Here is a 23725-nt window from a genome sequence, read left to right on the forward strand (position 1 = left end):
GCCGCTACGCCGCCGCTCCCTGTCCTTATTGCCCGAGTTTCATGCTATTGGGGCTGGTTATTGAGCTACGAGCGTCCATTCAGGGGCATGCGAGCAGACATGGCAGACCTTCCATTTCATGACACGGGCGACTTCGAGGACGCTGATCGCGGCTTCATCGCGAAGTTGACCCCCGCCGTGGTCACGTCGAGAAGCGGCGAGGTCGTCTGGGACAACGACTCCTACGCATTCCTCAACGCCGAATGCCCCGAGACCGCCCATCCCAGCCTGTGGCGGCAGAGCCAGCTCTGCGCCAAACAGGGCCTGTACGAGGTCGCCGACGGCATCTACCAGGTACGCGGCCTGGACCTGTCGAACATGACCCTGGTCGAGGGCGGCATCGGCGTCATCGTCATCGACCCGCTGGTCTCCACCGAGTGCGCCGCCGCCGCGCTCGCGCTCTACCGCCGCCACCGCGGCGACCGGCCGGTCACCGGCGTCGTCTACACCCACAGCCACGTCGACCACTTCGGCGGCGTACGCGGCGTCACCGACGGCAACGTGCCGATCCTGGCCCCCGCCGGCTTCATGGACCACGCGGTCTCCGAGAACGTCTACGCCGGCCCCGCCATGAACCGCCGCGCCGGCTACATGTTCGGCCTCGCCCTGCCGCACGCCCCGGACGGCCAGATCGGCTGCGGCCTCGGCATGACGTCCTCGACCGGCACCACGTCCCTCATCCCGCCCACCGTGGACGTCAGCCGCACCGGCCAGGAGGAGATCGTGGACGGGGTGCGGATCGTCTTCCAGCTCACCCCCGGCACCGAGGCCCCCGCCGAGATGAACTTCCTCTTCCCCGACCGCGGCGCCCTGTGCCTGGCCGAGAACGCCACCCACAACCTGCACAACATCCTCACGCTGCGCGGCGCCCAGGTGCGCGACGCCCGCGTCTGGGCCCGCTACCTGTCGGAGACGCTCACGCTGCTCGCCGAGCGGGCCGAGGTCGCCTTCGCCTCCCACCACTGGCCGACCTGGGGAAGGAGCAACATCGTCCGGTTCCTCCAGGAGCAGCGGGACCTGTACGCCTACCTGCACGACCAGACGCTGCGCCTGCTCAACAAGGGCCTGACCGGCGCCGAGATCGCCGAGCAGATGCGGGTGCCGCCCGCGCTGGAACAGGTCTGGCACACCCACGGCTATTACGGCTCGGTCAGCCACAACGTCAAGGCCGTCTACCAGCGCTACCTCGGCTGGTACGACGGCAACCCCGCCCACCTGTGGGAGCACCCGCCCAGGGAGAGCGCGATCCGGTACGTCGAGTGCATGGGCGGCGGCGCGGCCGTCGTGGCCTTCGCCCGCCGCTACATCGAGGAGAACGACCTGCGCTTCGCCGTCCAGCTGCTGAACCACGCCGTCTTCGCCGACGAGGGCAACAAGGCGGCCAGGGACCTGCTGGCCGAGGTCTACACCCGGCTCGGCCAGGGCGCGGAGAACGGGACGTGGCGCAACTCGTACCTGACCGGGGCCATGGAGCTGACCGACGGCATCGCGCCCACCCGCGTCACCACCACCTCGCCCGACCTGGTCGCGGCCCTGACCGTGGAGCAGATCTTCGACTCCCTCGCCATCCGCGTGGACGGCCCCAGGGCCTGGCACGAGAGCCTGTCGATCGACTGGCACCTGACGGACCTGGGGGAGCTGTACCGCACCACGCTGTCCAACGGCGTGCTCGTCCAGCGGCTGAACCCGCCGGAGGAGCCCGTGGACCTCACGCTCCGCCTCACCAGGGCGCAGCTGCTCGGCCTGCTGGCCGGGAAGGGCGTGGAGGGGGTGGAGCGGGAGGGCGACATCACGGCGCTCCAGCGGCTGGTCGCCGTGCTCGACTCACCGGCCCCCGACTTCGCCATCGTCACCCCCTGAACCGCCGACCCCACTTCCGCGGGCCACTGACTCCGCGGGCCACTGACTCCGCGGGCCACTGACTCCGCGGGCCACTGACCTCATGAGCCATTGACCCACGAGCTTCTGTCCCCGTGAGTCACTGAACCCGGCGCCCTCAGCCGGGCCCGGCGCGCGTCGGTCCCGCCCATGCGGCCCTCGGGGCACACGGGCGTCGCGGACCGGCTCTCAGAGTTTGTACAGCTTGTTGAACGGCGTCGTGATCCGTTCCTGCCGGGATCCGAAGTCGACCAGAACGGCGACGTCGTCCTCCACACCGATGACGACACCGAGGCCGAATCGGTCGTGGCTCACCCGGTCGTGCATGTCGAACTGCTCCGCGGGTGGCGCCGGAGGCGGCGGTTTGAAGGGACTTGTGGGCAGGTGACGACGAGAATCGCCGCTGGCTCGCTTCATCTCCTCCAGTATGCGCCCACTGGGTGAATACTTTGTGGCGTTCACACCTGTATGGACTCGGCGCGCGAGCGCGGGACCGTCGTCGTGGGCAGGCGTACGAACCGCAGAAAGGCCGGCAGCAGCCACGGACGCCGCCCCCAGACCGCCACCCTGCCCGTGAGCGCGGCCCGCGTCCTGGACATCCGGCCGAACAGCAACAGGTTCAGCGCCGCCGGGTCGAACCGCACGTGCGCGTCCACCTGCGGCCCCATCTCGGCCACCGACACCCGCCCGTGGTCCAGCACCAGCGCCGCCGGCGCGGTGTGCGCGGAGTGGAAACCGACGGTGATCCGGCGGGGCGGGGCGGGCGTCCCGGTGTCCATCAGGCGTCCGTAGTCGTTCCTGATCATCCCGATGAGGAACAGGTCGAAGAACAGGCCGGCGTCCCGCGCGGGCACCGACCAGGGGGTACGGGTCGCGCGGGCGATGTCCCAGCCGTGCAGCAGCAGCTCGTTCAGCAGGTGGGCCAGCACGCCCGCGACGGGCACCCGCGCGTCGCCCAGCCAGGGGACCGGGGTCGCCGGATCGACCTCGGCGCCGGCGCGCAGGATCTCCCGGACGTCGCCGCGCAGCCGCTCGGCCAGGACGGCCGGGTCACGCTCGGGGAAGTGCTCGAACGCCAGCTCGTTCAGGGCGCTCACCGTGTCGACGTTGGCCCCGAGTATCGGCTCGGCCAGCTCCGGGAACGGTGTGGTCACGTCGCCGCGCACCACGCAGGTGTAGAGCGAGGCGATCGCGGTGACGTGGGCCGCGGTCTCGGCGACGGTCCACTCCCTGGTCGCCATGGCGTGGGGATCGACGATGGAGACCAGCTTCGCGAACCGGTCGGTGGCCGCCTTGAGCGAGCCGCGCACCGACGCCCATTTGCCGTACGTGATGAGCTCGTCCATGTTCTCTCCAGAGGTCCACGATCACGCTAACCCGGGTGACCTGGGCGGTCTTCTCCGGAAATGCTCCTCTGGGCCCCTCGTGCGCCCGCCCCGGCGAAAACCGGTGGCGTCGCCGGACGTCCCGGCAGTTCACTTTGAGCACCCATCTCGATCAGAGGGAGCTTCATGATCGTCATCTCGGCGGCGTCGGGCGCGCTCGGCCGTCTCGTCATCGACCGGCTGCGCACCAGGGCGGACGTCGTCGCCGCCGTACGCGATCCCGCCCGCGCGCCCGAGGGCGTACCGGTGCGGCGGGGCGACTACGACGACCCGGCGAGCCTGCGCACGGCGTTCGAGGGCGCCGCCCGCCTGCTCCTGATCTCGTCGCCGGAGCTCGACCCCGGCCGCCGGATCGGCCACCACCTGGCCGCCCTCGCCGCCGCCGCGGACGTGGGCGTCGGCGCCGTCGTCTACACCAGCTTCCTGGACGCCGACACCGTCGCCACCGGCATGACCGAGGCCCACCACGCCACCGAGCAGGCCCTCCTGCGCAGCGGCCTGCCGTACACGATCCTGCGCCACCCCTTCTACAGCGACGCGTTCGTCCCCCGCGTCTCGGGCGGCGAGCTGACCGGGAGCGGTGGAGGGCGCGGCCTGAACACCGCGTTCCGGTCCGACCTGGCGCAGGCGGCGGCCGACGTACTGACCGGCGAGGGCCACGAGGGCCGCGCCTACGACTTCACCGGCCCGCTGTGGACCCACCCGGAGGTGGCGCGGGCGCTGGGCGTGCCCTACCGCGAGGTCCCCGACGCCGCCCCCGGCCCGATGGCCTGGCTGAACGCCCGGATCCGCGCCGGCGCCCTGGAGAGGCAGACCCCCGACCTGGAGAACATCCTCGGCCGCCCGCCCCGCACGATGCTCTCCCACCTCCACGCCACCCTCTGACCGCCCTACTTGCGGCCGCGCAACAGCACCAAGGTGATCCAGACGATGGTGGGCAGCAGAATCAGGAACACCATGATTCCGGCAACGACGGCCATGCCCGCGTCGGAGAGGTGCTGAGACGGCAGATCATCTTCCATCCGGCGATTGTCCCCGGCCCGCCAGGCGCTCGTGCGCAGGGGCCGTGTTGACAGCCGGCTGTTGAAAGTGTTGATCATCTTTAGTCCGGCGGGTAGCGTCGGCCCTCGACGGCGATCGTATGTTCGAAAAGCCGTAACCCCCCGAGCAGAGTGGAGAGGGCCAGATGAAGACAACGCTGGGCGTGTTGGCCACCGGCCTCCTGGTTTCCGGCCTCATGGCCGCGCCCGCCGCCGGATCGGTCGGCACGGCGAGCTACCCGTTGACGGTCACGCAGACGTCCGCTGTCGAGGTGGCCACGTTCTGGCTGGGCAACGGCGGCGCCAACCTGGCGAACGCCACCCCCTACGCCGTCCAGACCGACATCGACGAGGTCATCCTCAGCGGTTCGGCCACTGCCGACGGCAAGCCCGGCACCGTCCCGCCCGTGCTCCCGCCCGACGGCGGCCCAAGCGCCGGCAAGGGGCCCGCCGGCACGGGCAAGGTGTTCTTCGTCGGCCCCGACGGCCTGCCGCACTGGTGCACCGGCACCGCCATGCAGTCGCAGTACCGCAACCTCGTGGCCACCGCCGGCCACTGCGCCTACGAACAGCAGTACGGCGGGGGTCTCGGCAAGTGGGTCTTCGTCCCCGGATACTCCGCCGGCACCGCTCCGTCCGGCCTCTACGTCGGAAAGCAGCTCTTCACCCACTTCGACTTCCCCGCGTACGGCGACTACGACCGCGACTACGCCTTCGTCACCGTCTACAACGGCGTCACCTCCTCTCCCGCGGGCGAGCTGACCGACGCAGGCAGGCTGGTCGACCAGGTCGGGGGACAGGGCCTGACCTGGAACCAGCCGCTCGACTCCTCGGTCGACGTCTTCGGCTTCCCGGCCGGCGTCCACCCGGACGGCTCCCACCCGCAGACGGGCGACACCCTGGAAACCTTCTCGGGACGCACGTCCGCCGCCCAGGCGCCCAGCCTGAAGGCCGAGGAACTCACCGCCGTCGATTCCCCGTTCCCCGGTGAAGGCTCCCTCGGCTCCTCCTGGCTGCTGCGCTACGACAAGACCAGCCGTGCGGGCTACCTCAACGCGATCACCATCAGCGTCGCCGACACCGACGGCGACCTGCGCTACGACAAGAGCTTCTCGCCGTACTTCGACGGCGAACTGCGCGCGGTCTACTCCGACGCGGTCACCCAGTGGAGCGGCTCGATCGTCCTGCCGTAGGAGAGGCCTGAGCCCCCGCGGATCCGCGGGGGCTCGTGTGTAGGGTCGGGATCATGAGTGGTGACTGGCGGCAGGACAGGGTCGGTAGTGCGTTGGCGGGGCGGAATCCCATGGTGCTCAGGCGGCTGGACGCCGGCTTCGCCGTGATCGGTGACACTCAGTTCCTGCCGGGATACTCGGTTCTCCTGGCGGACGAGCCCGGCGTGCAACGGCTGTCCGACCTGCCCCGGGCCAGGCGGATGGCCTTCCTGTCGGACATGGAGCTGCTCGGTGAGGCGGTCGAGCGGGCCTGCGGCGCGCTGGACCCGGCGTTCCGGCGGGTGAACCTGGAGATCCTCGGCAACACCGACCCCTTCCTGCACGCGCACGTCTGGCCGCGGTACGAGTGGGAACCGGCCGAGCTGGTCGGCCGGCCGGTGTGGCTGTATCCGCCCGGCAACTGGACCGACCCGCGATACGCCCTCGGCCCGCGACACGACCCGGTGCGTACGGAGATCGACCGGCAGCTCGGCGTCCTGTACGCGGCCCACGGAGCCCAGGGCCGCGCCGGCGGCTGACGCGGTGCCCCGGACCGGACGGACCTACTCCGAAGCGTGGGAGAGGGCGGCGGTGAGGAGTTTCAGCAGGTCGGCGGCGAGGGCGGGGCTCGTCGCGATGGTCGCCCGGGAGGTCATGTCGTGGGGGCTGCCGTCGAGGTCGACCACCACGGCCCCGGCCTCGCAGGCGATGACGACGCCCGCCGTACGGCGTGCTCGACGGCGAAATCGACCTCGGTAGCCATGTCGCGGTCGCCCTTGGCGGTGACGACGCCGGGAGCCCGGGTGGTGATGATCTCGCCGGCGATCGACGCGGCCGCCTCGGCGACGGGCAGCAGCGTCCGGACGTCGATGGTCATGCGGGCCGTCCTAGGGCAGTTCGGGACGCGTCAGGGCCTTGGCGAACGGCTCTCCGGCGGCCCGGGCGTGCGCCATCCGCGCGCGGGCCTCGCCGAGCGTGCGCGGCCGGTAGCCGGGCCCGCCGCAGCAACTCTTGTGGAAGCCGACGCCCGCGTGCAGCAGCAGCGACAGCACCCGCCAGGCCGCGGTGTCGCGCCGCCGGGGAGCCGCGAAGGCGGAGCCCACGTGGATCAGCGGCTCGCCGCAGCGCGGGCACGACCGGCCCCGGTCGCCGGGCAGCGGGTAGGGCTGCTTGTACGAGGCCCGGCACGGCAGGCAGACGAACGACGTCTTCGCATGACCCATGCGCCCAGCCTAGCCCCCGTGACCGGCCGGACACCGGGCCCGGCCCGGTGGGGAACGGCCGGCCGCGGCTCCTGACGCCAGGAGCCGCGGCCGGCCCGGAGCCCCGCCAACCCTCCCCTCATCCAGCAGAGGGAAGGGCATGGCCTGGCGGGGTGCGGGGTGGCTAGTTCTCCTCGTAAGGGGCGGCCGGCCGGAGCAGGTCGCAGCCCTCGAAGACCTGCTTCTCGGCGGCCGAGCCGGGCTTGACCCGCTTGAACCCCGCCGGCATCTCCTCGCCCTTGGCGACGGGCTGCCAGACGCCGCCCTTGCGCAGACACTGCGCCCACGCGGCGAACTTGGCGTCCTCCTCCGGCGTGGCCGGCTCGGAGCCGCCGAGCAGCGTCGAGTCCCACTCCTTGCACGCCTTCATGGCGGCGTCGAGCTTGGCCTGGGTGACCTTGCTGACGGCGCTGGTGTCGAGGTCCTGGCCCTTGACCGGGTCCGGGATGTCGACCCCGTTCTCCCGCATGCATCCGGCGAACTTCACCGCGGTCTCGTGCCAGCTGGGCTTGCCGGAGTCGGGCGCGGGGCTGGACGAGCTGGCGAAGCTCTGCGTCCCGCACGCCGCGCTCAGGGCCAGGACGGGCAGGGCGGCCAGGACGGCGAGACGCCGCTTGCTGATCAACACGGTTTCCTCCAATGGGTTCGGCTGGCGGTCAACACCGTGGCCCGCCGTTGTGAGGAGCCCGTCCGCTCCATGTCATGAACGTGTAATAGCTTCCGAAGGCGCACAAACCGGCACGCCAGGCCGCCGATACTGGAACGCATGGCCCGTGTCTTGCTGATCGAGGACGATCCCCACGTCAGGGACGCTCTGACACTCGCCCTCAAGGGCCGGGACCACGAGGTGCGGTCGGCGGCGTCCGGGGAGGACGGGCTGGCACGGCTGGCCCGCTTCGCCCCCGACGTGGTGGTGCTCGACCTCATGCTGCCCGGCATCGACGGGTTCGAGGTGTGCCGTCGCATCCGCGCGACCACGTCCACCTCGATCGTGATGCTGAGCGCGCGGGGCGACGACTTCGACGTGGTCGGCGGGCTGGAGGCGGGCGCGGACGACTACGTGGTCAAGCCGGTGCGCCCGCAGGTCCTGGAGGCCCGGATCAGGGCGGTGCTGCGCCGTACGGACGGTGTGCCCTCGCCCGTGGAGAGGTACGGCGGGTTGTGCGTGGACCGCGCCTCCCTCACCGTGAGCAGGAACGGCCGGGAGGTCGCGCTGCCGCCGATGGAGTTGCGGCTGCTGCTGCACCTGTCGGCCACGCCGGGCCAGGTCTTCAGCAGGCAGCAGTTGCTGGAGTCGGTGTGGGAGCACGACTACCTGGGCGACTCGCGGCTGGTGGACGCCTGCGTGCAGCGGCTGCGGTCCAAGATCGAGGACGTGCCCGCCGAGCCGAGGTACGTGCAGACCGTGCGCGGATTCGGTTACCGCTTCGGGCCGGTATGAACTGGCTGCGGGGGTTGCGGGTCCGGCTGGTGATCACGTTCGTGCTGGTGGGCGGGCTGAGCGCGGTGGGGGCCGCGGGGCTGACGTACTACAAGGCGCGCACCAACCTGCTGGCCGGAGCGCAGGACCGGTCGCTGAAGGACTTCAGGAACCGGGTGCTGCTGCTGTCCCGCGACGTGGCGCTGCCCGCCGGCGACGAGGAACTGGCCCAGCTGGCCGAGGACCTGGAGATCGGCGACCGCAAGGTCTACGTCGTCAGGGACGGCGCCGTGCCGGGCGACGCGCGCGTCACCGCCGAGCTGCGCGCGACCGTCCTGCGGTGGCCGGAGCTGGCCTGGCAGCGGGTGGAGCGCGACGGCGTGCCGTACCTCGTGGCCGGCGGCAGGGTCATGCTCCGCGCCGGCGGCACGCCGTCGGGGATCAGCGTCTACCTCGTCGAGTCGCTCGGGCAGGCCGCCTCCGACGAGACGGCCGTGCTGCGCGCCGCGCAGGCGGCGGCCGTGCCCGTCGTGCTGCTGGCGGTGCTGGCCGGGCTGCTGGCCGCGCGCGGCGTCCTGCGGCCGGTCGCCGACCTGGACCGGGCGGCCCGGCAGCTGGGCGAGGGACGGCTGGAGACCCGCCTGCCCGTGCACGGCGGCGACGAGCTGGCCCGGCTGGCCGGACGCTTCAACGAGACGGCCGCCGCGCTGGAACGTTCGGTCGGCGAGCTGCGCGAGATGGAGGCCAGGTCACGACAGTTCGTCGCGGACGTCTCCCACGAGCTGCGCACGCCGCTGGCCGCCGCCACCGCCGTCACCGACGTCCTGGAAGCGGGCGCCGCCCGGCTGGACGCCGACGCCGGAATTGCCGCCCGGCTGATCACCGCCGAGGTCGCCCGGCTCAGCACGCTCGTCGACGACCTGATGGAGATCTCCCGCTTCGACGCCGGAGCCGCCGCGCTCAACCTCAACGACGTGGACGTCGGCGCCGCCGTCGCGGCCTGCCTGCGGTCCCGCGGCTGGAGCTCCGACGTCGTCGCGGACCTGCCGTCCCCGGACGTCCGCGTTCCCCTCGACCCGCGCCGCCTGGACGTCATCGTCGCCAACCTCGTCGGCAACGCGCTGCGGCACGGCGCGCCGCCCGTCGCCGTCCGGGTGCGCGCCACCGGCCGGACGGTCGCCGTCGAGGTCTCCGACCAGGGGCCCGGCCTGCCCGCCGACGTGCTCCCGCACGTCTTCGAGCGCTTCTACAAGGCCGACGTCGCGCGCGCCCGCTCCGAAGGCAGCGGCCTCGGCCTGGCCATCGCCCGCGAGAACGCCCTGCTGCACGGCGGTGACCTCACCGTCGCCCCCGGTCCTGGCGCCGTCTTCACCCTCACCCTGCCGAGGAACCGTCCGTGAGAGCCTGGCCGCTGGCCCTGATCCTGACCGTCTGCACGGCCTGCGGAGTCGGCCCCACCGACGTGATCCGCGCCGGAGAGGCGCCCCGCGGCTTCGTCCAGGGCACCAGCCTGTACTTCGTGCGGCACGGCCGGCTCGTGCCCGTCACCCGCCCGGAGGGCCCGCTGCCGGCCGCCGAAGCCGTCGTGCTGCTGACAGGCGGCCCCACCTCGGGGGAACGCGAGCGCGGCTTCGACACCGGCCTGCCGAAGGGCCTGGCCGTCCGGGCGACCGGCGACGCGTTCGTCCTGGGGGCGCCGGCGTCCCGTCTGCCGCGGATGGCGACCGGGCAGCTCGTCTGCACGATCGCCGCCGCCACCGCCGTCGAGCGCGGCGTGCAGGTGGTCGACGTACGGGTGACCGTGCCGGGCAAGGGGCAGGCCCGCTGCGCCGACTTCACCTGACTCCCACACTACGTAACGGATTAGTCACTCAAACGACTATGGTCACGATAAGTGATCACTCGACAGCATTGAGGCTTCCCGAGGAGTGGAGGCAGATGTGGCCAGTGAGTTCCAGCGGAAGAAGGTCGGCGGCGTCTTCCGGGCGATGGACGTCGACGGCGACGGCCGGCTGACCCAGGCCGACTTCCAGGCGCTCGCCCACCGCTGGTCGGCCGTCGCGGGGCCGGCCGACCCCGAGCGGCTGACCTCCGTCATGACCGGCTGGTGGCCGGTGCTCCGGGCCGCCTCCGGCGGCGACGCCGGCGTCTCCCTCGACCAGGTGCTCAGCGTGGTCGACGTGCTCGGCGACATGACCGACGCGGTCACCGGCACCGCCGACGCGATGTTCGAGGCCATCGACCTCAACGGCGACGGCCTCATCTCCCGCTCGGAGTACGGCGCGCTGATCGAGACGTGGAACGGCGCGCCGTCGTCGACCGACGAGATCTTCCCCCGCCTCGACCTGGACGGCGACGGCCACCTGTCGCGCGAGGAGTTCCGCCGCCACTGGACCGAGTTCTGGGCCGGCGACGACCCGGACGCCCCCGGCTCGTACGTGTTCGGCGCGCCGCCCGAATAGACCTCAGGGTCAGAGGGGCGGCCCCACCGGCAGGAGCAGCGCCGGAGGCAGCACGTCGCCGTCGGCGAACGGCCGGCGGCCGACGAGCTCCTCGGCGGTCCTGCCGGGCATGCCGGCCCCGCGCAGCACCTCGACGGCATGCCCGGCCGGCAGCAGGTCGAGCCAGCGCAGCACGGCCGCCCGGTGGGCGTCGGCGTCCAGCTCGCCGTGCACCCGGAGCCGGGCCAGGCCGCCGTCGGGGAAGACGTCGAGGCGGACGTGCGTCACGGGCGCGGACGACACCGGGCGCAGGAAGTGCCGGGTGTCCGGCTGCAACCGGGTCTTCGGGATCAGCTCGAACCACTCCGCGCCCGCGCCCGGATGGCCCGCGCCCGGATCACCCGCGTCCGGATGGCCCGCGTTCGGATCGCTCGCGTCGGTTCCGCTCAGCGAGGCCCAGCCGGCCGCGTTGCCGACGAAGTACGACGTGTCGATCTCCACCCGGCGCACCCGCCCGCGGCCCGCCAGCCTGACCGTCACGTGGTCGTTGCCGCCGTCGCGGCGGCGGGCGTTCTCCCAGCCGTCGCCCATGATCCGGGCCCGGCCGGGCAGCAGCAGCTGCACCGGGGAGGAGTAGAAGGTGTCGGAGCAGGCGACCACGTCCCCGCCGTGCTCCAGCGCGGCCAGGTCGATCGTGCCGTCCAGGAGGCGCGGGTCGGGCACCGGCTCGCCGTGCACCCGGAGCCGGGCCACCCCGCCGTCGGGGTAGATGCTGAGGCGCACGTGCGTCCAGCGCCGCCGGTCCGCGACCTCGAACGCGTTCTCGGCGTCGCCCCGGATCGTGCTCTTCCCGACGATCGTCTCCCAGTTCGCCCGCTCCAGCTCGGCCGGTGACGGCACGCCCTCGACACTGGTCGCCTCCACCGAGGCGTACGGCGGGTAGTTGCCCCTGAACCAGGCGGTGTCGATCACCACCCCGCGCACCACGCCGGGGACGCCGAGCCGGACGATCGCGTAGTCGTTCCCCGGCTCGCGCCTGCGACGGGTCTCCCAGCCGTCGTACACCTTGCCCTTGTGGCCGAAGTCCTCCGTCGAGAACGTCGCGGGACCGGGTTTGATCAGGTTCTCCCGCTCGGCGAACAGCTCGTCGTTGGCGTACATGACGCTGCCGGCCAGCGCGCGCGAGGCCAGGTCCGGAAAATGGGTGAAGGTCATGCTTCTCCTCGGTTGAGCAGCCGGCCGCGCGGCGGGCCGTCGATGTCGACGCGTTCGCCGCGCAGCCAGCTCGCGCGGACCACGCCGGCCAGCGTGCGGCCGTGGTAGGGCGTCACGGGGTTGCGGTGGTGCAGCCGGTCCTGGTCGGCCACGAACGTCTCGTCGGGCGCGAACACGCACAGGTCGGCCTGGTGGCCCGGCGCGATCCGGCCCTTGCCGGACAACCCGGCCACCTGCGCGGGGCGTCCGGCCATCCAGCGCGCCACGTCGGTCAGCGGGTGGCCGCGGCGTCTGGCCTCGGTCCACACGGCGGGCAGGCCGAGCTGCAGCGACGCGATGCCGCCCCAGGCGAGGCCGAAGTCGCCGGTGTCGAGCCGCTTGAGCTCCGGCGTGCACGGCGAGTGGTCGGAGACCACGCAGTCGATCGTGCCGTCGGCGAGCCCCCGCCAGAGCGACTCCCGGTTGGCCGCCTCGCGGATCGGCGGGCAGCACTTGAACGGGGTGGCCCCTTCGGCGATCTCCTCGGCGCTGAACGTCAGGTAGTGCGGGCAGGTCTCCACAGTGATCCGCACGCCGTCGTCCCGGGCCGAGCGGATCATCGGCAGCGCGTCCGAGCTGGACAGGTGCAGAATGTGTACCCGGCAGCCGGTCCGCCGGGCCAGCTCGATGACGTGCGCGACCGCGAGGTTCTCCGCGCCGCGCGGGCGGGAGCGCAGGAAGTCGCGGTAGCTCGCGCCGCGTGCGGGCGGCGCGTGGTCGATCACGTGCGGGTCCTCGGCGTGCACGATCATCAACGCGTCGAACGCCCGCAGCTCGCGGAGCGCGTCCGCCAGCTCGGCCGGCTCCAGGGGAGGGAACTCCGGCACGCCCGAGTGCAGCAGGAAGCTCTTGAACCCGAACACGCCCGCGTCGTGCAGGCCGCGCAGCTCGCGCAGGTTGCCCGGCACCGCGCCGCCCCAGAAGCCGACGTCCACGTACGCCTGGCCGCGGGCGGTCGCCCGCTTCACCCGCAGCGCGGCCGCGTCGGTGGTGGGCGGGACGCTGTTCAGCGGCATGTCGACGATCGTCGTGACGCCGCCGGCCGCGGCCGCCCGGGTGGCGCTCGCGAACCCCTCCCACTCGGTCCGTCCGGGGTCGTTCACGTGCACGTGGCTGTCCACCAGGCCGGGCAGCAGCACCTCGTCGTCGCCGAGCCGGACGACCTCGGCGGCCGCCAGGTCGGCCTCCAGCGGCTCGACCGCGACGATCGTCCCGTCCCGCACGCCGATGCTGCGGGCTGCCTCTCCGGCGTCGGTGACCACTCGACGGGCCCTGAACAGCAGGTCCAGCCGGGCCATCAGGCGACACCTCCGTGGCCGCGCCGTCCCGCGCGGACCGGCCGGGCGACGGCCGCGGGGCCGCCGGTGATCGGCCATCCGGTCACGGTCTTGGGGCGCGGCGTCCCGTAGGTGCGCACCTTGCTCGTGGTGAGGCCGAGCCGGACGAGCCCTTCGGCGAGGGCGACCGCGGCGGCCACGCCGTCCACGACGGGCACCCCGGTGGCCGCGGTGATCTTCCGGTCGAGTCCCGCCATTCCACCGCATCCCAGGCAGATCACCTCGGCCCGGTCGCCGGTGACGGCCTCACGGGCCTGGGCGACGATCGCCTCGACGGCCCGGCCGGGATCCTCCTCCAGCTCCAGGACCGACAGCCCGCTGGCCCTGACCGACGCGCACCGGCCGGCCAGCCCGGCCAGCCGCAGCCGGTCCTCGATCTGCGGCACGGCCCGGTCCAGCGTGGTGACCACCGAGTACGTACGCCCGATCAGCATCGCGACCTGCGCGGCCGCCTCGGTGATGTCCACCACGGGGACGTCGAGCAGCTCCTGCAGCCCCTCGCGGCCGTGCTCGCCGTACCCCGCCTGGATCACCGCGTCGTACGGCTCGTCGTAGCGGACGACCCGGTCCATCACGGCGACCGCCGCCAGGTAGCTCTCGAAGTTCCCCTCCACCGACTCCGGCCCGAACGACGGCGTGAGCGCGACGATCTCGACACCCGGCGAGGCGTGCGCCGCCGCCTGGGCGCGGATCGTGTCGGTCATCGACCGGGTGGTGTTCACGTTCACGATCAGGATGCGCACGTCAGCCCCCCGTCCCGGCGCGCATGGCACGCAGCTCGGACGGCGTGACCCCGGCCAGGGCGCCCAGCTCGGCCGCGCCGATCGCGCCGCAGTCGAGGCCGCGGGCGAGGAACCCGGCCATCGCGCGGGCGGTCGCCGGCTCGTCCAGGAAGCCGGACGTCTCGCGCCGGAGATAGCCGCGCAGCCGTGCCGCGGCGGCCGGCAGCCCCTCCCTGAAGAAGGAGTGGACGGCGGCGTACCGGCTCGGCAGCTGGGCCGGATGCAGGTCCCAGCCCTGGTGGAGGCCGCCCTCCAGGGCGCGCAGGACCAAGCTTGCGTGCGACCGCCAGGCGACGCGGACGGCGTCGCCGTCGCCGACCGGCAGCACGTTGCTCGACCCGTCGCAGACGCGTACGCCGGTGCCGGCGGCGGCGACCTGCATCACCGCCTTGGCATGGTCGGCGACCGGATGGTCCGAGCTCTGGTACGCCGCCGACACCCCGAGCGCCGCCGAGTAGTCGTAGGTGCCGTAGTGCAGGCCCGTGCAGCGCCCGGCCGAGGCGCGGATCATCGACGGCAGCGGCGAGACGCCGTCCGCGCCCAGGATCGCCTGCGGCGTCTCCACCTGGAGCTCGAACTGCAGGCTCCCGCTCGCCAGCCCGTACGCCGCCTCCAGCCGTCCGGCGGCCAGCGCCATCGCCTCCACCTGCTCGACCGAGGTCACCTTCGGCAGCGTGACGACGAAGCCGGCGGGCGGCGGTCCGAGGGTCTCCAGGAAGATCGCCAGGGTGCGCAGGCCGCGCCGCCGGGTCGGCGCCTCGAAGCTCTTGAACCGGATCCCGCAGAACGGCGAGCCGGTGCCCGCGGCGCTGGCCTCGGCCAGGGCCCTCGCGGCGGTCCTGGCGGCGGCGTCCTCGTCGGCGTCCGGGCGGTGGCCGTAGCCGTCCTCGAAGTCGATCCTGAGGTCCTCGACCGGCTCGTGGGCCAGCTTGGCCCGGACCTGGTCGTACACCTCCGCCGCCGTCCGCGGCGGCAGGCCGAGCGCGTCGGCGAACTCCGTGGCGGTCCCGCCGTGCTCGGCCAGCGCCGCCAGCGCCCGCCGGCCCCACGCCGGTACGGTGTCCGGCGTGTAGCGGTCGGCCGGGACGTACACGGTGTGCACCGGCTGCCGGGTGGCCGGCTCCCCGGGGTAGGCCGTGCGCAGCCGCTCGTCCGCGGCGGCGAGCCGGACGTCGAGCTCGGCGGCGAGCCCGGAGACGAGCCCGGAGACGAGCCCGGAGACGAAGGCCGCGCCGCTCATGAGCCGTCCCCGACGACGCGGAAGGACGCCGGGAACAGCAGCGACGGGTCCCGGCGCAGGTGGTCGCGCTCGGAGTAGGCGGCCTTCATCGTCTCGAAGTAGGTCTGCGCGCGCCGCCGCATCGACTCCTCGTCCACGCCGGGGATCGTCCGGTCGCGCATCACCGGCCGGCCGTCGATCACCACGGTGGACACGTCGGCGCCCGTGCAGTTCATCAGCATCGTCCTGATCGGGTCGTCGACCGGGCCGGTGCGCGGGCCGGACAGGTCCACGACGACCAGGTCGGCCTTGGCGCCGGGGGCGAGCCTGCCCAGGTCGTCGCGGCCCAGCGCGCGGGCGCCGCCCAGGGTGGCGGCCCGGTAGTAGTCGGCGGCCGAGCCCGCGTCCAGCCGGCCGGTGACCAGTTTGGCCAGATTGTTGCCGTAGTCCATGTTGCGGATCATGTCGGGCGGGAAGGAGTCGGTGCCCAGCGCCACGTTCACGCCGGCCGCCCGGTACCGGTCGAAGTCGCGCAGCGCGTCGCCGTACCTGACGAAGGTGAGGGGGCAGTGCACGATCCCCGCCAGCGCCGCGAGCCGGTCCGGTGAGCCCTCGAAGGGCGTGCCGGGGTCGCCGAGGTACAGGGCGTGCGGCACCAGCAGTCGCGGGCCGAGCAGGCCGACCTCGGCCAGCACGTCCAGGGGGTGCCGGTCGTACCACTCGCGCAGCAGCCGCAGCTCCGTCAGGCCCTGCATGCAGTGCAGACGCACCAGGCAGTCGAGCTCCTGCGCGGCCTGGGCGGTGGCGCGCAGCAGGTCGAGGGTGACGGTCTCGATGCGGCACGGCAGCAGCGCCCCCCGGATCCGGCCGTCGTGGGCGCCGTCGACGTCCCGGACGAAGCGGATCGCGTCGGCGAGCCCCCGCTCACCGAGTCCGGGCTCCCAGTGCACGTCCCGGCTGCCGTCGGCGCGCAGCACCGGCACGCCGGAGCGGTAGGACGGCCCCAGGTACATGCGCAGGCCGAGCCGCCCGGCGATCTCCACGACACCGGCCAGCTCCTCGTACGACTCCGCCCACGCGCTGTGCGTCTCGGCGGCGATCGGCATCGCCGTGGTGACGCCGTTGCGGATGAGCTGGGTGAGCGCGTACTCCCGCATGAAGAGCGTGTCCTCCAGCGGGAAGACGGCCCGGCGCCGGTTGACGGCGTAGTCGTGCGACCAGTTCAGCCCGCTGGAGTCGGCGTGCCAGGTGTCGAGGACGGCGTGGTCGATGTCGGCCAGCGCGTCCAGGTCGATGAAGCCCGGCCCGACGATCGCCTCACCGGCGTCGATCACCTCCTCGACCGGGCCTTCGTAGGAACGTCCGACGTGGACGATCCGGTCGCCGTCGTAGACGACGCACGCGTCCCGGTGGATGACGTGGTCGTCGCCGTCGAAGCCGATGACGAACGACGCCCTGATCAGCGTGCTCACTGTGTGTTCCTCCTGGTCGGCTTCCAGCCGGGCCTGGGCACGGCGGCCAGCAGGGCGCGGGTGTACTCCTCCTGCGGCTCCCGCAGCAGGGTGCGGGTGGCTCCGCGTTCCACGACGCGGCCGTGCCGCATCACGACGGCGGTGTCGCTGATCTGGTTGACCACGGCCAGGTCGTGGGAGATGAAGACGTAGCTGATCGAGCGCCGCTCGCGGATGTCGGCGAGCAGGTTGAGTATCTGTGCCTGGATCGACACGTCGAGCGCGGCCACCGCCTCGTCCAGCACCAGCACCCGCGGCTCCACCGCCAGGGCGCGGGCGATGGCCACGCGCTGGCGCTGCCCGCCGGACAGCTGCCTGGGCAGCATCGCCGCGTGCCGTTCGGCCAGGCCCACGGATTCGAGCAGGTCCAGCGCCCTCTTCCGCCGCTCGGCGGAGGTGAGCGGGAAGTGCAGGGCAAGGCTCGTCTCGACGACGTCGCCGACCCGCTGCAGCTTGTCCAGCGACGAATAGGGGTCCTGGAAGACGATCTGGATCTCCCGTGCCCGCCTGCGCCGCTCCGCCGCCGACACCCGGCCCGCCACCCGCGGACGCCCGCAGACGCTGATCGTGCCGCTGGTGGGCGTCTCCAGGCCGAGCAGCATGCGGGCGACGGTCGTCTTCCCCGAACCGGACTCGCCCACGATGGCCAGCGACTCGCCCTCGGCCACGGTGAAGGAGACCTCGTCCACGGCTGTGGCCGGGCCGTACACCTTCCGCAGCCGCTGCGCCTCGATCACGCTCATGCCGTCTCCTCCGCTCTCATGCCGTCTCCTCCGCTCTCAGGCAGGCGACCCCGCGGACGGACGGCGGCCGGCTCTCCCGGCAGCGCGGCTCGGCCAGCTCGCAGCGTGGCGCGAACGCGCAGCCGTCCTCGGCCTCGAAGGCCGCCACGGGCCGTCCGGGGATCACCGGCAGCCGGTGCGCGGTCTGCTCAAGGCTCGGCCGCGACCTCATGAGGCCGCGCGTGTAGGGGTGGCGGGGCTCGCCGTCGAGGTCCTCCACGATGCGGCCCGCGTACATCACCGCCAGCCGGTCACACGTCGCGGCGGCCAGCTCCAGGTCGTGGGTGATCAGCAGCATGGCCATGCCGCGCTCGCGGCGCAGCTCGTCCAGGATGGCCATGACCTCGGACTGGGTGGTCACGTCGAGCGCGGTGGTCGGCTCGTCGGCCAGCACCAGGTCGGGCTCGACGGCCAGCACGGAGGCGATCATCACCCGTTGCAGCAGGCCGCCGGACAGCTCGTGCGGGTGCTGGCGCAGGCGCCGCTCGCCGTCGGCGATGCCGACCTCCTTGAGGAGCTGGACGGCCCGCGCCGACGCCTGCCGCACCGGCATCCGCAGGTTGTGGACCATGGCCTCGGTGAGGAAGTCGCCGACGCTGCGGACGGGGTTGATGTGCGCCCGCGGATCCTGGAAGACCATCGCGATGCGCTTGGCCCGCAGCAGCCGCAGCGCCCGGCCCGAGGGCACGTCGGCGCCGTCGAAGACGATCCGGCCGGTCACGCGGGCGCCGGGCGGGGTCAGGCCGATGACCGCGCGGGCGGTCATCGACTTGCCCGAACCGGACTCGCCGACCAGCCCGACGGCCTCTCCTGCGCCGATGGTCAGGTCCACGTGCTCGACCAGCGTCCGCCAGCTTCGTTCGTACGGCACGGCCAGGCCGAAGGCCTCCAGCGTCAACAGGCTCACGACTGCCTCCCCAGGCGATCGCCCAACAGGTTCACCGCGGCCACCACCAGCGCGATCAGCAGCCCGGCGCTCAGCGCCTCCAGCGGCTGGCCGCGCAGGGCGCTGTCCAGGCCGCTCTTGACCATCAGCCCCCAGTCGGCGGTGGGCGGCTGCACGCCCAGCCCGAGGAAGGAGACGGCCGCGACGTCGATCACCGCGAAGCCGAGCGCCGACACCGACTGGGCGACGATGATCGGGCGCAGGTTCGGCAGCAGGTGGCGCAGGCAGATGGCGGTCGCCGACCGGCCCTGAACCCAGGCGGCGGCCACGTACGGCAGGCTGCGCTCACGCAGCGCCGCGCTGCGCACCACCCGGGCCACGTACGGCGTGTACGCGACCGCCAGGCCGATCACCACGCCGGGCACGCCGGGACCGAGCACGGCCACGGTGACCAGCGCGAAGACGATGCCCGGCACGGAGAACAGCACGTCCAGCAGGCGGGAGACGACCGCGTCCACCTTGCCGCCCGCCCAGGCGGCGACGATCGCCAGCGTGGTCCCGGCGGCGCTCGCGACGCAGATCACCAGCACCGGGGCGAGCAACGTGGTCCGCGCGCCGTGCATCAGCCGGGACAACACGTCCCTGCCCAGGACGTCCCCGCCCAGCGGATGCGCGACGGACGCGCCGCCCAGCGCGTTGAACAGGTCCGGCTGGTCGGGGTCGTAGGGCGCGAGCAGCGGCGCGAGCAGAGTGACCACCACGACGGCGGCCAGCAGGACGGCGGCGGCCACGCCCAGCCCGCCCAGGCGGCGGGTCACTGCCGCGACAGGCGCGGGTCGAGAGCGGAGTAGCACAGGTCCACCACCAGATTGATCAGGACGAAGGCGGTGACCAGCACGAGCACCACCGCCTGGACGATCGCGAAGTCGCGTTGCAGGATCGCGCGGACGAACAACGAGCCCAGACCGTCGAGGGCGAAGATGCTCTCCACCACGACCGAGCCGGCGATCAGCCCGGCGACGTTCAGGCCGACCACGGTCACCACCGGGATGGCCGCGTTGCGCAGCACGTGCCTGCGGACGATGTGCCCCTCGGCCAGGCCGCGGCTGCGGGCGGTCTCCACGTGCTCGCGGCCCAGTTCCTCCGACACCGAGGCCCGCGTGATGCGGGCGAGGAAGGCGGCGCTGGCCAGGCTGAGCGTGATCGCCGGCAGCGTCAGGTGGTGGATGCGGTCGCCGAACCCGTCGCCGGGCCCGAAGACCGGGAACCAGCCGAGTCCCAGCGCGAAGACGATGACCAGAATCACCCCGACCACGAACGGCGGCGTGGCCAGGAACACCGAGGAGACCAGGCTGACCAGCCCGTCGGCCCGGCCGCCGCGCAGCGCGGCCAGCAGGCCCATCGCCACGCCCCCGGCCACGATCAGCAGCGTCGCGTAGACCACCAGGAAGACGGTCGTCGTCGCCCGGGACGCCATCAGCGCGGAGACGTCCTGCCGGTAGACCAGGGAGGCGCCGAAGTCGCCCGTCACCGCGTCGCGCAGCCAGGCGGCGTAACGCAGCAGGAACGGGTCGTCCAGGTGGTACTGCGCGCGGATGGCCGCGACCTGCTCGGGGGTGCCGCTGCGGTTGCCGAGCAGGAACGCCATCGGCCCGCCGGGCACCAGGTAGAGCAGGCCGTACACCAGGAAGGAGGCGACCAGCAGGACCGCGATCAGCCCCGCCAGCCGCTTCGCCAGGAACCTCATGCCGCGCCGAGCCCCGCGGCCCACGGGTAGTACAGGTAGGGGAAGGAGGCGACGGCGCCGGTCACCCGCTTGTTCATGTAGAGGATCACCGGCAGGTTGTTCAGCGGCATCCACGGCACGTCGGTGGTGACCTTCTGCTGGATCGCCGTCACCAGCCCCGCCCGCTCCGCCTCGTCGTAGGCGGCCCGCGCCTTGGCGATGTCGGCGTTCACGGCCGCGTAGTCGTTGAAGTTGGTACGGCCGCCCGCCAGGAAGACGGTGTAGATGTCGAGCGGGTCCGGCACGTTGCCGTACCAGGTGGAGAAGAAGGCGTCGATGCCCTCGCGGGCCTTGGGGTCGCTGTAGAGGTTCCCGTACTGCTCGACGGGGATCACCTTGATCTCGATCTTCAGGCCGAGCGCCTCGCCGGTCGCCTTGATCAGGTTGGCGGTCTGCTCGTGGACGGCCGAGCTGCCCTGGATCCCGATGGTGATCGTCTGGGTGGGGGAGCCGGCCTCGGTGAGCAGCTGCTTGGCCTTGGCCAGGTCGGGCGTCTCCGGCGGGATCGCGTCGTGGGCCTTCTGGAAGGCGTCCCGCTGGTATCCCCAGTACTCGGCGCCGGCGAGGGTGCGCTGCGGCAGCGCCGTCCCCTGGAAGACCACCTTGGAGATGGCCGCCCGGTCCAGCGCCAGCGACAGCGCCCGGCGGACCTTCGGGTCGGCGTACGGGCCGGACTTGGCGGCGCCGAGCAGCGTCCAGAAGGTCAGCGACTTGCCGAGCGTGACCGAGCCGGTCGGCGACTGCTGGAGCTGGCCGAGCCCGGCCGGAGGCAGGTAGAAGTACTGCCCGTCCACCTCGCCGGAGCGCAGCGCGTTGATGGCGGTGGTCTCGTCGGCGATGAACCGGAAGACCAGCTCCTTGGTCTTCGGCCGCAGCGCGGTGTCCCAGTAGGCGTCGTTGCGGGTGATCGTCAGCGCGTCGCCGGACTTCCAGCTCCCGTACTTGTACGGGCCGGTGCACATCACCCCGCCGGTCGGCGAGCCCAGGTCCTTCTTCCCGGCGTACTCGGCCGACACGATCGCGCCGGCCGCGGTGGCCATCGCCTGGTTGAACAGCACGTCGGGCTGCTTCAACGTGACGGTGACCTGCATCGGCCCGGTCGCCTTGATCGACTGCACGGTGTGGAAGTAGTCGCCCCACCAGGTGCCGAGCGCGGGGTCGAGGTGGCGGTTGAGGCTGGCCGCGACGTCCTCGGCGGTCAGCGGCGTGCCGTCCCAGAACTTCACGCCGTCGCGGATCGTGTAGACCCACGTGGTCGGGGTGGGGTTGTCGGCCTTCTCGGCCAGGCCGGGCTCGATGCCGAACTCGGGGGTCAGCCGCAGCAGGCTCTCGCACATGTTGGCCAGCACGGTGTTCTCGGCGTAGTTGAACGACCTGATCGGGTCGACCGTCTGCGGCTCGTACGGCAGGTTCCACGTCACCTTGTCCAGTTCCCCGGTGGCCGGGGCGGTGACGGTCCTGAGCTCCAGCTTGGGCGCCTCGCCCGAGCCCTGCTGCTGTTGTTGCGGTGCTGCGGCCTGCTGGCCGCATCCGGCCAGGGCCACCGCGAGTGCGGCGGCCACCGGTAGGGCTCGACGGATCATCAGGAGGACCTTTCGCGAACGCGTCCGTTGCGGACGACGAACTGGGGGATGGGCTTGTCCACGACCGCCTGGGCCATGGAGTCGGCGCGTACCAGGAGGAAGTCGGCGGGATCTCCGGGCCGGAGCCGGGCCTGCTCCAGGCCCAGCAGCGCGGCGCCCCCGTGCGCCGCGATCTCGTAGCACCTGGCCAGCTCCTCGTCGGTGCGGGCGTCGGTGCGGTAGGCGAGCAGGTGGGCGCGGTTGATCATGTCGCCGTCGCCGAACGGCGTCCACGGATCCCGCACCCCGTCGGATCCGAGGCCGACCAGCACCCCTGCCTCGACCAGCGGCCCGACCGGCAGGACCGGGTCGGCGCCGAGCGCGCAGGTGGTCAGCGAGATCTTCGCCTCGGCCAGCGTCTCGGCGAGGTCCGGGCGGTCGGCCAGGCAGAAGGCGTGGCTGATCGTCGTCGGCACACCGCTGGACCTCGCCCTGCGGGCGATCTCCAGCACCTGCGCGACCCCCTCGTCGCCGCCGTCGTGCAGGTGGATGTCGAGCGGGACGGTGTGCCGCTCGGCCAGGCCGTACAGCAGGTCGAGGTGTCCGTGCAGGTCGCCGTCGATGCCCACGGGGTCGAGCCCGCCGAGGATGTCCGCGCCCTCCTTGAGCGACTGCTCCATCAGCTCCGCCGTACCCGGCCGGGACAGCAGCCCGAGCTGCGGGAAGGCGACGATCTGCACGTCCAGCAGGTCGGCGCGGGCCTCAGCGGCCTCCCGTACGCCGTGCACGTTGCTCAGGCCGTACACCGGGGCGACGTCCACGTGCGCCCGCCAGGCCCGGGTGCCGCGGGCGATCGCGTGGTCCATGAGGGCCAGGGCCCGCGTGGCGACCGGCGCGGTCATCTCCGCCCGCGCCGCGACGTCGCCCTCGATGAGGTCGCGCAGCGTCCCGGCCGGGGTGCGGCTCAGCCACGGCTGGCCCCAGGTGGTCTTGTCGGGGTGGACGTGCGCGTCCACCGGGGCGGGCAGGGCGAGCAGGCCGTCCGCCGCCACGACCTGGCAGTCTTCCGCCCGGCGTGCCGACGGGACGACGCGACCGTCTTCGATCAGGACATCGTGGGGGCGTACATCGGTGAACAGAATCTGAGCCATACCGGCTGATCCCCTTAACCCGAGGGCAACAGTGGCATAGAATTATCAGACATCAGATGATTAGAGAAGAGGACAAATGCGGCACGTGGGCCGGACCTCCCTCGTCGACTCCGCCATCCGCGAGCTCCGCCAGGAGATCACCAGCGGCGTCTGGCCGGTCGGGGCCAAGATCCCTACGGAGAGCCGGCTGGCCGAGGCGCTGGGCGTCAGCAGGTTGTCGGTACGCGAGGCCGTACGCGTGCTCGTCCACGCCGGGCTGCTCACCACGCGTCAGGGCGACGGCACCTACGTCACCGCGACCGACGAGAGCGAAGTGGCGTTCAAGCGCCGCCTCGACCGCGCCGCCACCATGGACATCATCGACGTACGACGCGGCCTGGATCTCGTGGCGGCCCGCCTGGCCGCCGAACGCCGCAAGCCGGCCGACCTCGACGACCTGAGGACGGCCCTGGCCCGGCGCACCGCCGCCCACCAGGCCGCCGACCTCGACGCGTTCGCCGACGCCGACGTGGAGTTCCACCTGTCCATCGCCGCCGCCTCGCACAACCCCGTGCTGCTGGACCTGTACCGCGGCATGAGCGAGGCGGTGCGCGAGACGGTCCGCCGCGACCACTGCATGGAACGCGCCGTGCTCGGCTCCGACTCCACCCACGAGGACCTGTACGAGGCCATCGAGTCCGGCGACGCGGCCGGCGCGGCCACGATCGCGCTCACCATCCTCAACGACCAGGAACGCGACCTCTGACGCCCTCCACGCTGCCCGTCCGCCGGAGGCCGAG

The 23725-nt window shown here is 72.6% G+C and carries 26 protein-coding genes; 9 read left to right on the plus strand and 17 right to left on the minus strand.

The genetic code is table 11. The annotated features are described in order from the left end of the window. Nucleotides 1-99: 99 nt before the first annotated feature. Nucleotides 100-1899: an alkyl sulfatase dimerization domain-containing protein gene (locus AB0J71_RS10925; RefSeq protein ID WP_352327392.1), complete on the plus strand. Its 1800-nt coding sequence runs from the start codon at nucleotides 100-102 to the stop codon at nucleotides 1897-1899. Between the two features lie 207 nt (nucleotides 1900-2106). Here the strand turns inward: AB0J71_RS10925 and AB0J71_RS10930 are convergent, their stop codons facing one another. Further along, entirely contained in the window at nucleotides 2107-2334 is a 228-nt protein-coding gene (locus AB0J71_RS10930) for a hypothetical protein (RefSeq protein ID WP_352327393.1), read from the minus strand. Between the two features lie 41 nt (nucleotides 2335-2375). After that, nucleotides 2376-3263, minus strand: coding sequence for a maleylpyruvate isomerase N-terminal domain-containing protein (locus AB0J71_RS10935; protein ID WP_352327394.1), 888 nt, complete (start codon nucleotides 3261-3263; stop codon nucleotides 2376-2378). Between the two features lie 165 nt (nucleotides 3264-3428). Here AB0J71_RS10935 and AB0J71_RS10940 point away from each other — a divergent pair, with 165 nt between their 5' ends. Beyond that, nucleotides 3429-4187 carry an NAD(P)H-binding protein gene (locus AB0J71_RS10940; protein WP_352327395.1) on the plus strand — a complete coding sequence of 253 codons (759 nt, stop codon included), beginning with the start codon at nucleotides 3429-3431 and terminating at the stop codon, nucleotides 4185-4187. Between the two features lie 5 nt (nucleotides 4188-4192). On the opposite strand, the gene AB0J71_RS10945 is transcribed toward AB0J71_RS10940, so the two are convergent. Beyond that, nucleotides 4193-4402 (minus strand): hypothetical protein, encoded by a 210-nt coding sequence (locus AB0J71_RS10945; protein WP_364413819.1) that lies wholly within the window; start codon nucleotides 4400-4402, stop codon nucleotides 4193-4195. An 86-nt stretch (nucleotides 4403-4488) separates the two neighbouring features. Between AB0J71_RS10945 and AB0J71_RS10950 the strand changes: the two genes are divergently transcribed. After that, nucleotides 4489-5535 (plus strand): hypothetical protein, encoded by a 1047-nt coding sequence (locus AB0J71_RS10950; RefSeq protein WP_364413821.1) that lies wholly within the window; start codon nucleotides 4489-4491, stop codon nucleotides 5533-5535. A gap of 110 nt (nucleotides 5536-5645) precedes the next feature. Then, nucleotides 5646-6092, plus strand: a complete 447-nt coding sequence (locus tag AB0J71_RS10955) for a diadenosine tetraphosphate hydrolase (RefSeq protein WP_364413823.1) — start codon at nucleotides 5646-5648, stop codon at nucleotides 6090-6092. 113 nt (nucleotides 6093-6205) lie between these two features. On the opposite strand, the gene AB0J71_RS10960 is transcribed toward AB0J71_RS10955, so the two are convergent. The 3 genes from AB0J71_RS10960 to AB0J71_RS10970 all read right to left on the minus strand — a co-directional run bounded on the left by AB0J71_RS10960 (nucleotide 6206) and on the right by AB0J71_RS10970 (nucleotide 7443). Continuing rightward, nucleotides 6206-6430: a hypothetical protein gene (locus tag AB0J71_RS10960; protein ID WP_352327399.1), complete on the minus strand. Its 225-nt coding sequence runs from the start codon at nucleotides 6428-6430 to the stop codon at nucleotides 6206-6208. 10 nt (nucleotides 6431-6440) lie between these two features. Continuing rightward, nucleotides 6441-6776: a hypothetical protein gene (locus AB0J71_RS10965; RefSeq protein WP_352327400.1), complete on the minus strand. Its 336-nt coding sequence runs from the start codon at nucleotides 6774-6776 to the stop codon at nucleotides 6441-6443. 163 nt (nucleotides 6777-6939) lie between these two features. Continuing rightward, nucleotides 6940-7443: a hypothetical protein gene (locus tag AB0J71_RS10970; RefSeq protein ID WP_364413825.1), complete on the minus strand. Its 504-nt coding sequence runs from the start codon at nucleotides 7441-7443 to the stop codon at nucleotides 6940-6942. A gap of 138 nt (nucleotides 7444-7581) precedes the next feature. Between AB0J71_RS10970 and AB0J71_RS10975 the strand changes: the two genes are divergently transcribed. From AB0J71_RS10975 to AB0J71_RS10990, 4 genes are all read left to right on the plus strand, one after another. Then, complete coding sequence (locus AB0J71_RS10975; protein WP_352323949.1) at nucleotides 7582-8256, plus strand: response regulator transcription factor; 675 nt, start codon at nucleotides 7582-7584, stop codon at nucleotides 8254-8256. Continuing rightward, nucleotides 8253-9635 (plus strand): HAMP domain-containing sensor histidine kinase, encoded by a 1383-nt coding sequence (locus AB0J71_RS10980; protein WP_364413827.1) that lies wholly within the window; start codon nucleotides 8253-8255, stop codon nucleotides 9633-9635. Before AB0J71_RS10975 ends, AB0J71_RS10980 begins: the two co-directional genes overlap by 4 nt. Next, nucleotides 9632-10078, plus strand: coding sequence for a hypothetical protein (locus AB0J71_RS10985; RefSeq protein ID WP_364413829.1), 447 nt, complete (start codon nucleotides 9632-9634; stop codon nucleotides 10076-10078). Before AB0J71_RS10980 ends, AB0J71_RS10985 begins: the two co-directional genes overlap by 4 nt. A 97-nt stretch (nucleotides 10079-10175) precedes the next feature. Then, nucleotides 10176-10697, plus strand: a complete 522-nt coding sequence (locus AB0J71_RS10990) for an EF-hand domain-containing protein (protein ID WP_352323946.1) — start codon at nucleotides 10176-10178, stop codon at nucleotides 10695-10697. A gap of 9 nt (nucleotides 10698-10706) precedes the next feature. Here the strand turns inward: AB0J71_RS10990 and alc are convergent, their stop codons facing one another. From alc to AB0J71_RS11045, 11 genes are read right to left on the minus strand one after another with little or no spacing between them, the layout of a single operon-like run. Continuing rightward, on the minus strand, nucleotides 10707-11891 hold the full coding sequence (gene alc / locus AB0J71_RS10995) for an allantoicase (protein WP_364413831.1): 1185 nt from the start codon (nucleotides 11889-11891) through the stop codon (nucleotides 10707-10709). Further along, entirely contained in the window at nucleotides 11888-13228 is a 1341-nt protein-coding gene (gene allB, locus AB0J71_RS11000) for an allantoinase AllB (RefSeq protein ID WP_364413833.1), read from the minus strand. The genes alc and allB overlap by 4 nt, the downstream gene beginning before the upstream one ends. After that, complete coding sequence (locus tag AB0J71_RS11005) at nucleotides 13228-14010, minus strand: aspartate/glutamate racemase family protein (protein WP_352323942.1); 783 nt, start codon at nucleotides 14008-14010, stop codon at nucleotides 13228-13230. The genes allB and AB0J71_RS11005 overlap by 1 nt, the downstream gene beginning before the upstream one ends. A gap of 1 nt (nucleotide 14011) precedes the next feature. Next, nucleotides 14012-15289, minus strand: coding sequence for an aldolase/citrate lyase family protein (locus AB0J71_RS11010; protein ID WP_364413835.1), 1278 nt, complete (start codon nucleotides 15287-15289; stop codon nucleotides 14012-14014). Then, nucleotides 15286-16740, minus strand: a complete 1455-nt coding sequence (locus AB0J71_RS11015) for an amidohydrolase family protein (RefSeq protein ID WP_352323939.1) — start codon at nucleotides 16738-16740, stop codon at nucleotides 15286-15288. The genes AB0J71_RS11010 and AB0J71_RS11015 overlap by 4 nt, the downstream gene beginning before the upstream one ends. Beyond that, entirely contained in the window at nucleotides 16737-17522 is a 786-nt protein-coding gene (locus AB0J71_RS11020) for an ATP-binding cassette domain-containing protein (protein ID WP_364413837.1), read from the minus strand. The genes AB0J71_RS11015 and AB0J71_RS11020 overlap by 4 nt, the downstream gene beginning before the upstream one ends. Before the next feature lie 16 nt (nucleotides 17523-17538). After that, nucleotides 17539-18468, minus strand: coding sequence for an ABC transporter ATP-binding protein (locus AB0J71_RS11025; protein WP_364413839.1), 930 nt, complete (start codon nucleotides 18466-18468; stop codon nucleotides 17539-17541). After that, nucleotides 18465-19265 carry an ABC transporter permease gene (locus AB0J71_RS11030; RefSeq protein WP_352323936.1) on the minus strand — a complete coding sequence of 267 codons (801 nt, stop codon included), beginning with the start codon at nucleotides 19263-19265 and terminating at the stop codon, nucleotides 18465-18467. Before AB0J71_RS11030 ends, AB0J71_RS11025 begins: the two co-directional genes overlap by 4 nt. Then, on the minus strand, nucleotides 19262-20194 hold the full coding sequence (locus AB0J71_RS11035) for an ABC transporter permease (RefSeq protein WP_364413841.1): 933 nt from the start codon (nucleotides 20192-20194) through the stop codon (nucleotides 19262-19264). The genes AB0J71_RS11030 and AB0J71_RS11035 overlap by 4 nt, the downstream gene beginning before the upstream one ends. Next, nucleotides 20191-21816: an ABC transporter substrate-binding protein gene (locus AB0J71_RS11040; RefSeq protein WP_364413843.1), complete on the minus strand. Its 1626-nt coding sequence runs from the start codon at nucleotides 21814-21816 to the stop codon at nucleotides 20191-20193. Before AB0J71_RS11040 ends, AB0J71_RS11035 begins: the two co-directional genes overlap by 4 nt. Next, complete coding sequence (locus AB0J71_RS11045; RefSeq protein WP_352323933.1) at nucleotides 21816-22946, minus strand: amidohydrolase family protein; 1131 nt, start codon at nucleotides 22944-22946, stop codon at nucleotides 21816-21818. Before AB0J71_RS11045 ends, AB0J71_RS11040 begins: the two co-directional genes overlap by 1 nt. Before the next feature lie 76 nt (nucleotides 22947-23022). Between AB0J71_RS11045 and AB0J71_RS11050 the strand changes: the two genes are divergently transcribed. Further along, nucleotides 23023-23691 carry a FadR/GntR family transcriptional regulator gene (locus AB0J71_RS11050; protein WP_352323932.1) on the plus strand — a complete coding sequence of 223 codons (669 nt, stop codon included), beginning with the start codon at nucleotides 23023-23025 and terminating at the stop codon, nucleotides 23689-23691. The last annotated feature ends 34 nt before the right edge of the window (nucleotides 23692-23725 follow it).

Origin of the sequence: Nonomuraea sp. NPDC049637, assembly GCF_040675235.1 — a bacterium.
Lineage (GTDB): Bacteria > Actinomycetota > Actinomycetes > Streptosporangiales > Streptosporangiaceae > Nonomuraea.

Coding starts and splice junctions, on each gene's coding strand:
- AB0J71_RS10925 (WP_352327392.1), top strand. CDS start 100: ATGGCAGACCTTCCATTTCATGACACGGGCGACTTCGAGGACGCTGAT.
- AB0J71_RS10930 (WP_352327393.1), bottom strand. CDS start 2,334: ATGAAGCGAGCCAGCGGCGATTCTCGTCGTCACCTGCCCACAAGTCCC.
- AB0J71_RS10935 (WP_352327394.1), bottom strand. CDS start 3,263: ATGGACGAGCTCATCACGTACGGCAAATGGGCGTCGGTGCGCGGCTCG.
- AB0J71_RS10940 (WP_352327395.1), top strand. CDS start 3,429: ATGATCGTCATCTCGGCGGCGTCGGGCGCGCTCGGCCGTCTCGTCATC.
- AB0J71_RS10945 (WP_364413819.1), bottom strand. CDS start 4,402: ATGATCAACACTTTCAACAGCCGGCTGTCAACACGGCCCCTGCGCACG.
- AB0J71_RS10950 (WP_364413821.1), top strand. CDS start 4,489: ATGAAGACAACGCTGGGCGTGTTGGCCACCGGCCTCCTGGTTTCCGGC.
- AB0J71_RS10955 (WP_364413823.1), top strand. CDS start 5,646: ATGGTGCTCAGGCGGCTGGACGCCGGCTTCGCCGTGATCGGTGACACT.
- AB0J71_RS10960 (WP_352327399.1), bottom strand. CDS start 6,430: ATGACCATCGACGTCCGGACGCTGCTGCCCGTCGCCGAGGCGGCCGCG.
- AB0J71_RS10965 (WP_352327400.1), bottom strand. CDS start 6,776: ATGGGTCATGCGAAGACGTCGTTCGTCTGCCTGCCGTGCCGGGCCTCG.
- AB0J71_RS10975 (WP_352323949.1), top strand. CDS start 7,582: ATGGCCCGTGTCTTGCTGATCGAGGACGATCCCCACGTCAGGGACGCT.
- AB0J71_RS10980 (WP_364413827.1), top strand. CDS start 8,253: ATGAACTGGCTGCGGGGGTTGCGGGTCCGGCTGGTGATCACGTTCGTG.
- alc (WP_364413831.1), bottom strand. CDS start 11,891: ATGACCTTCACCCATTTTCCGGACCTGGCCTCGCGCGCGCTGGCCGGC.
- allB (WP_364413833.1), bottom strand. CDS start 13,228: ATGGCCCGGCTGGACCTGCTGTTCAGGGCCCGTCGAGTGGTCACCGAC.
- AB0J71_RS11010 (WP_364413835.1), bottom strand. CDS start 15,289: ATGAGCGGCGCGGCCTTCGTCTCCGGGCTCGTCTCCGGGCTCGTCTCC.
- AB0J71_RS11020 (WP_364413837.1), bottom strand. CDS start 17,522: ATGAGCGTGATCGAGGCGCAGCGGCTGCGGAAGGTGTACGGCCCGGCC.
- AB0J71_RS11035 (WP_364413841.1), bottom strand. CDS start 20,194: ATGAGGTTCCTGGCGAAGCGGCTGGCGGGGCTGATCGCGGTCCTGCTG.
- AB0J71_RS11040 (WP_364413843.1), bottom strand. CDS start 21,816: ATGATCCGTCGAGCCCTACCGGTGGCCGCCGCACTCGCGGTGGCCCTG.
- AB0J71_RS11045 (WP_352323933.1), bottom strand. CDS start 22,946: ATGGCTCAGATTCTGTTCACCGATGTACGCCCCCACGATGTCCTGATC.
- AB0J71_RS11050 (WP_352323932.1), top strand. CDS start 23,023: ATGCGGCACGTGGGCCGGACCTCCCTCGTCGACTCCGCCATCCGCGAG.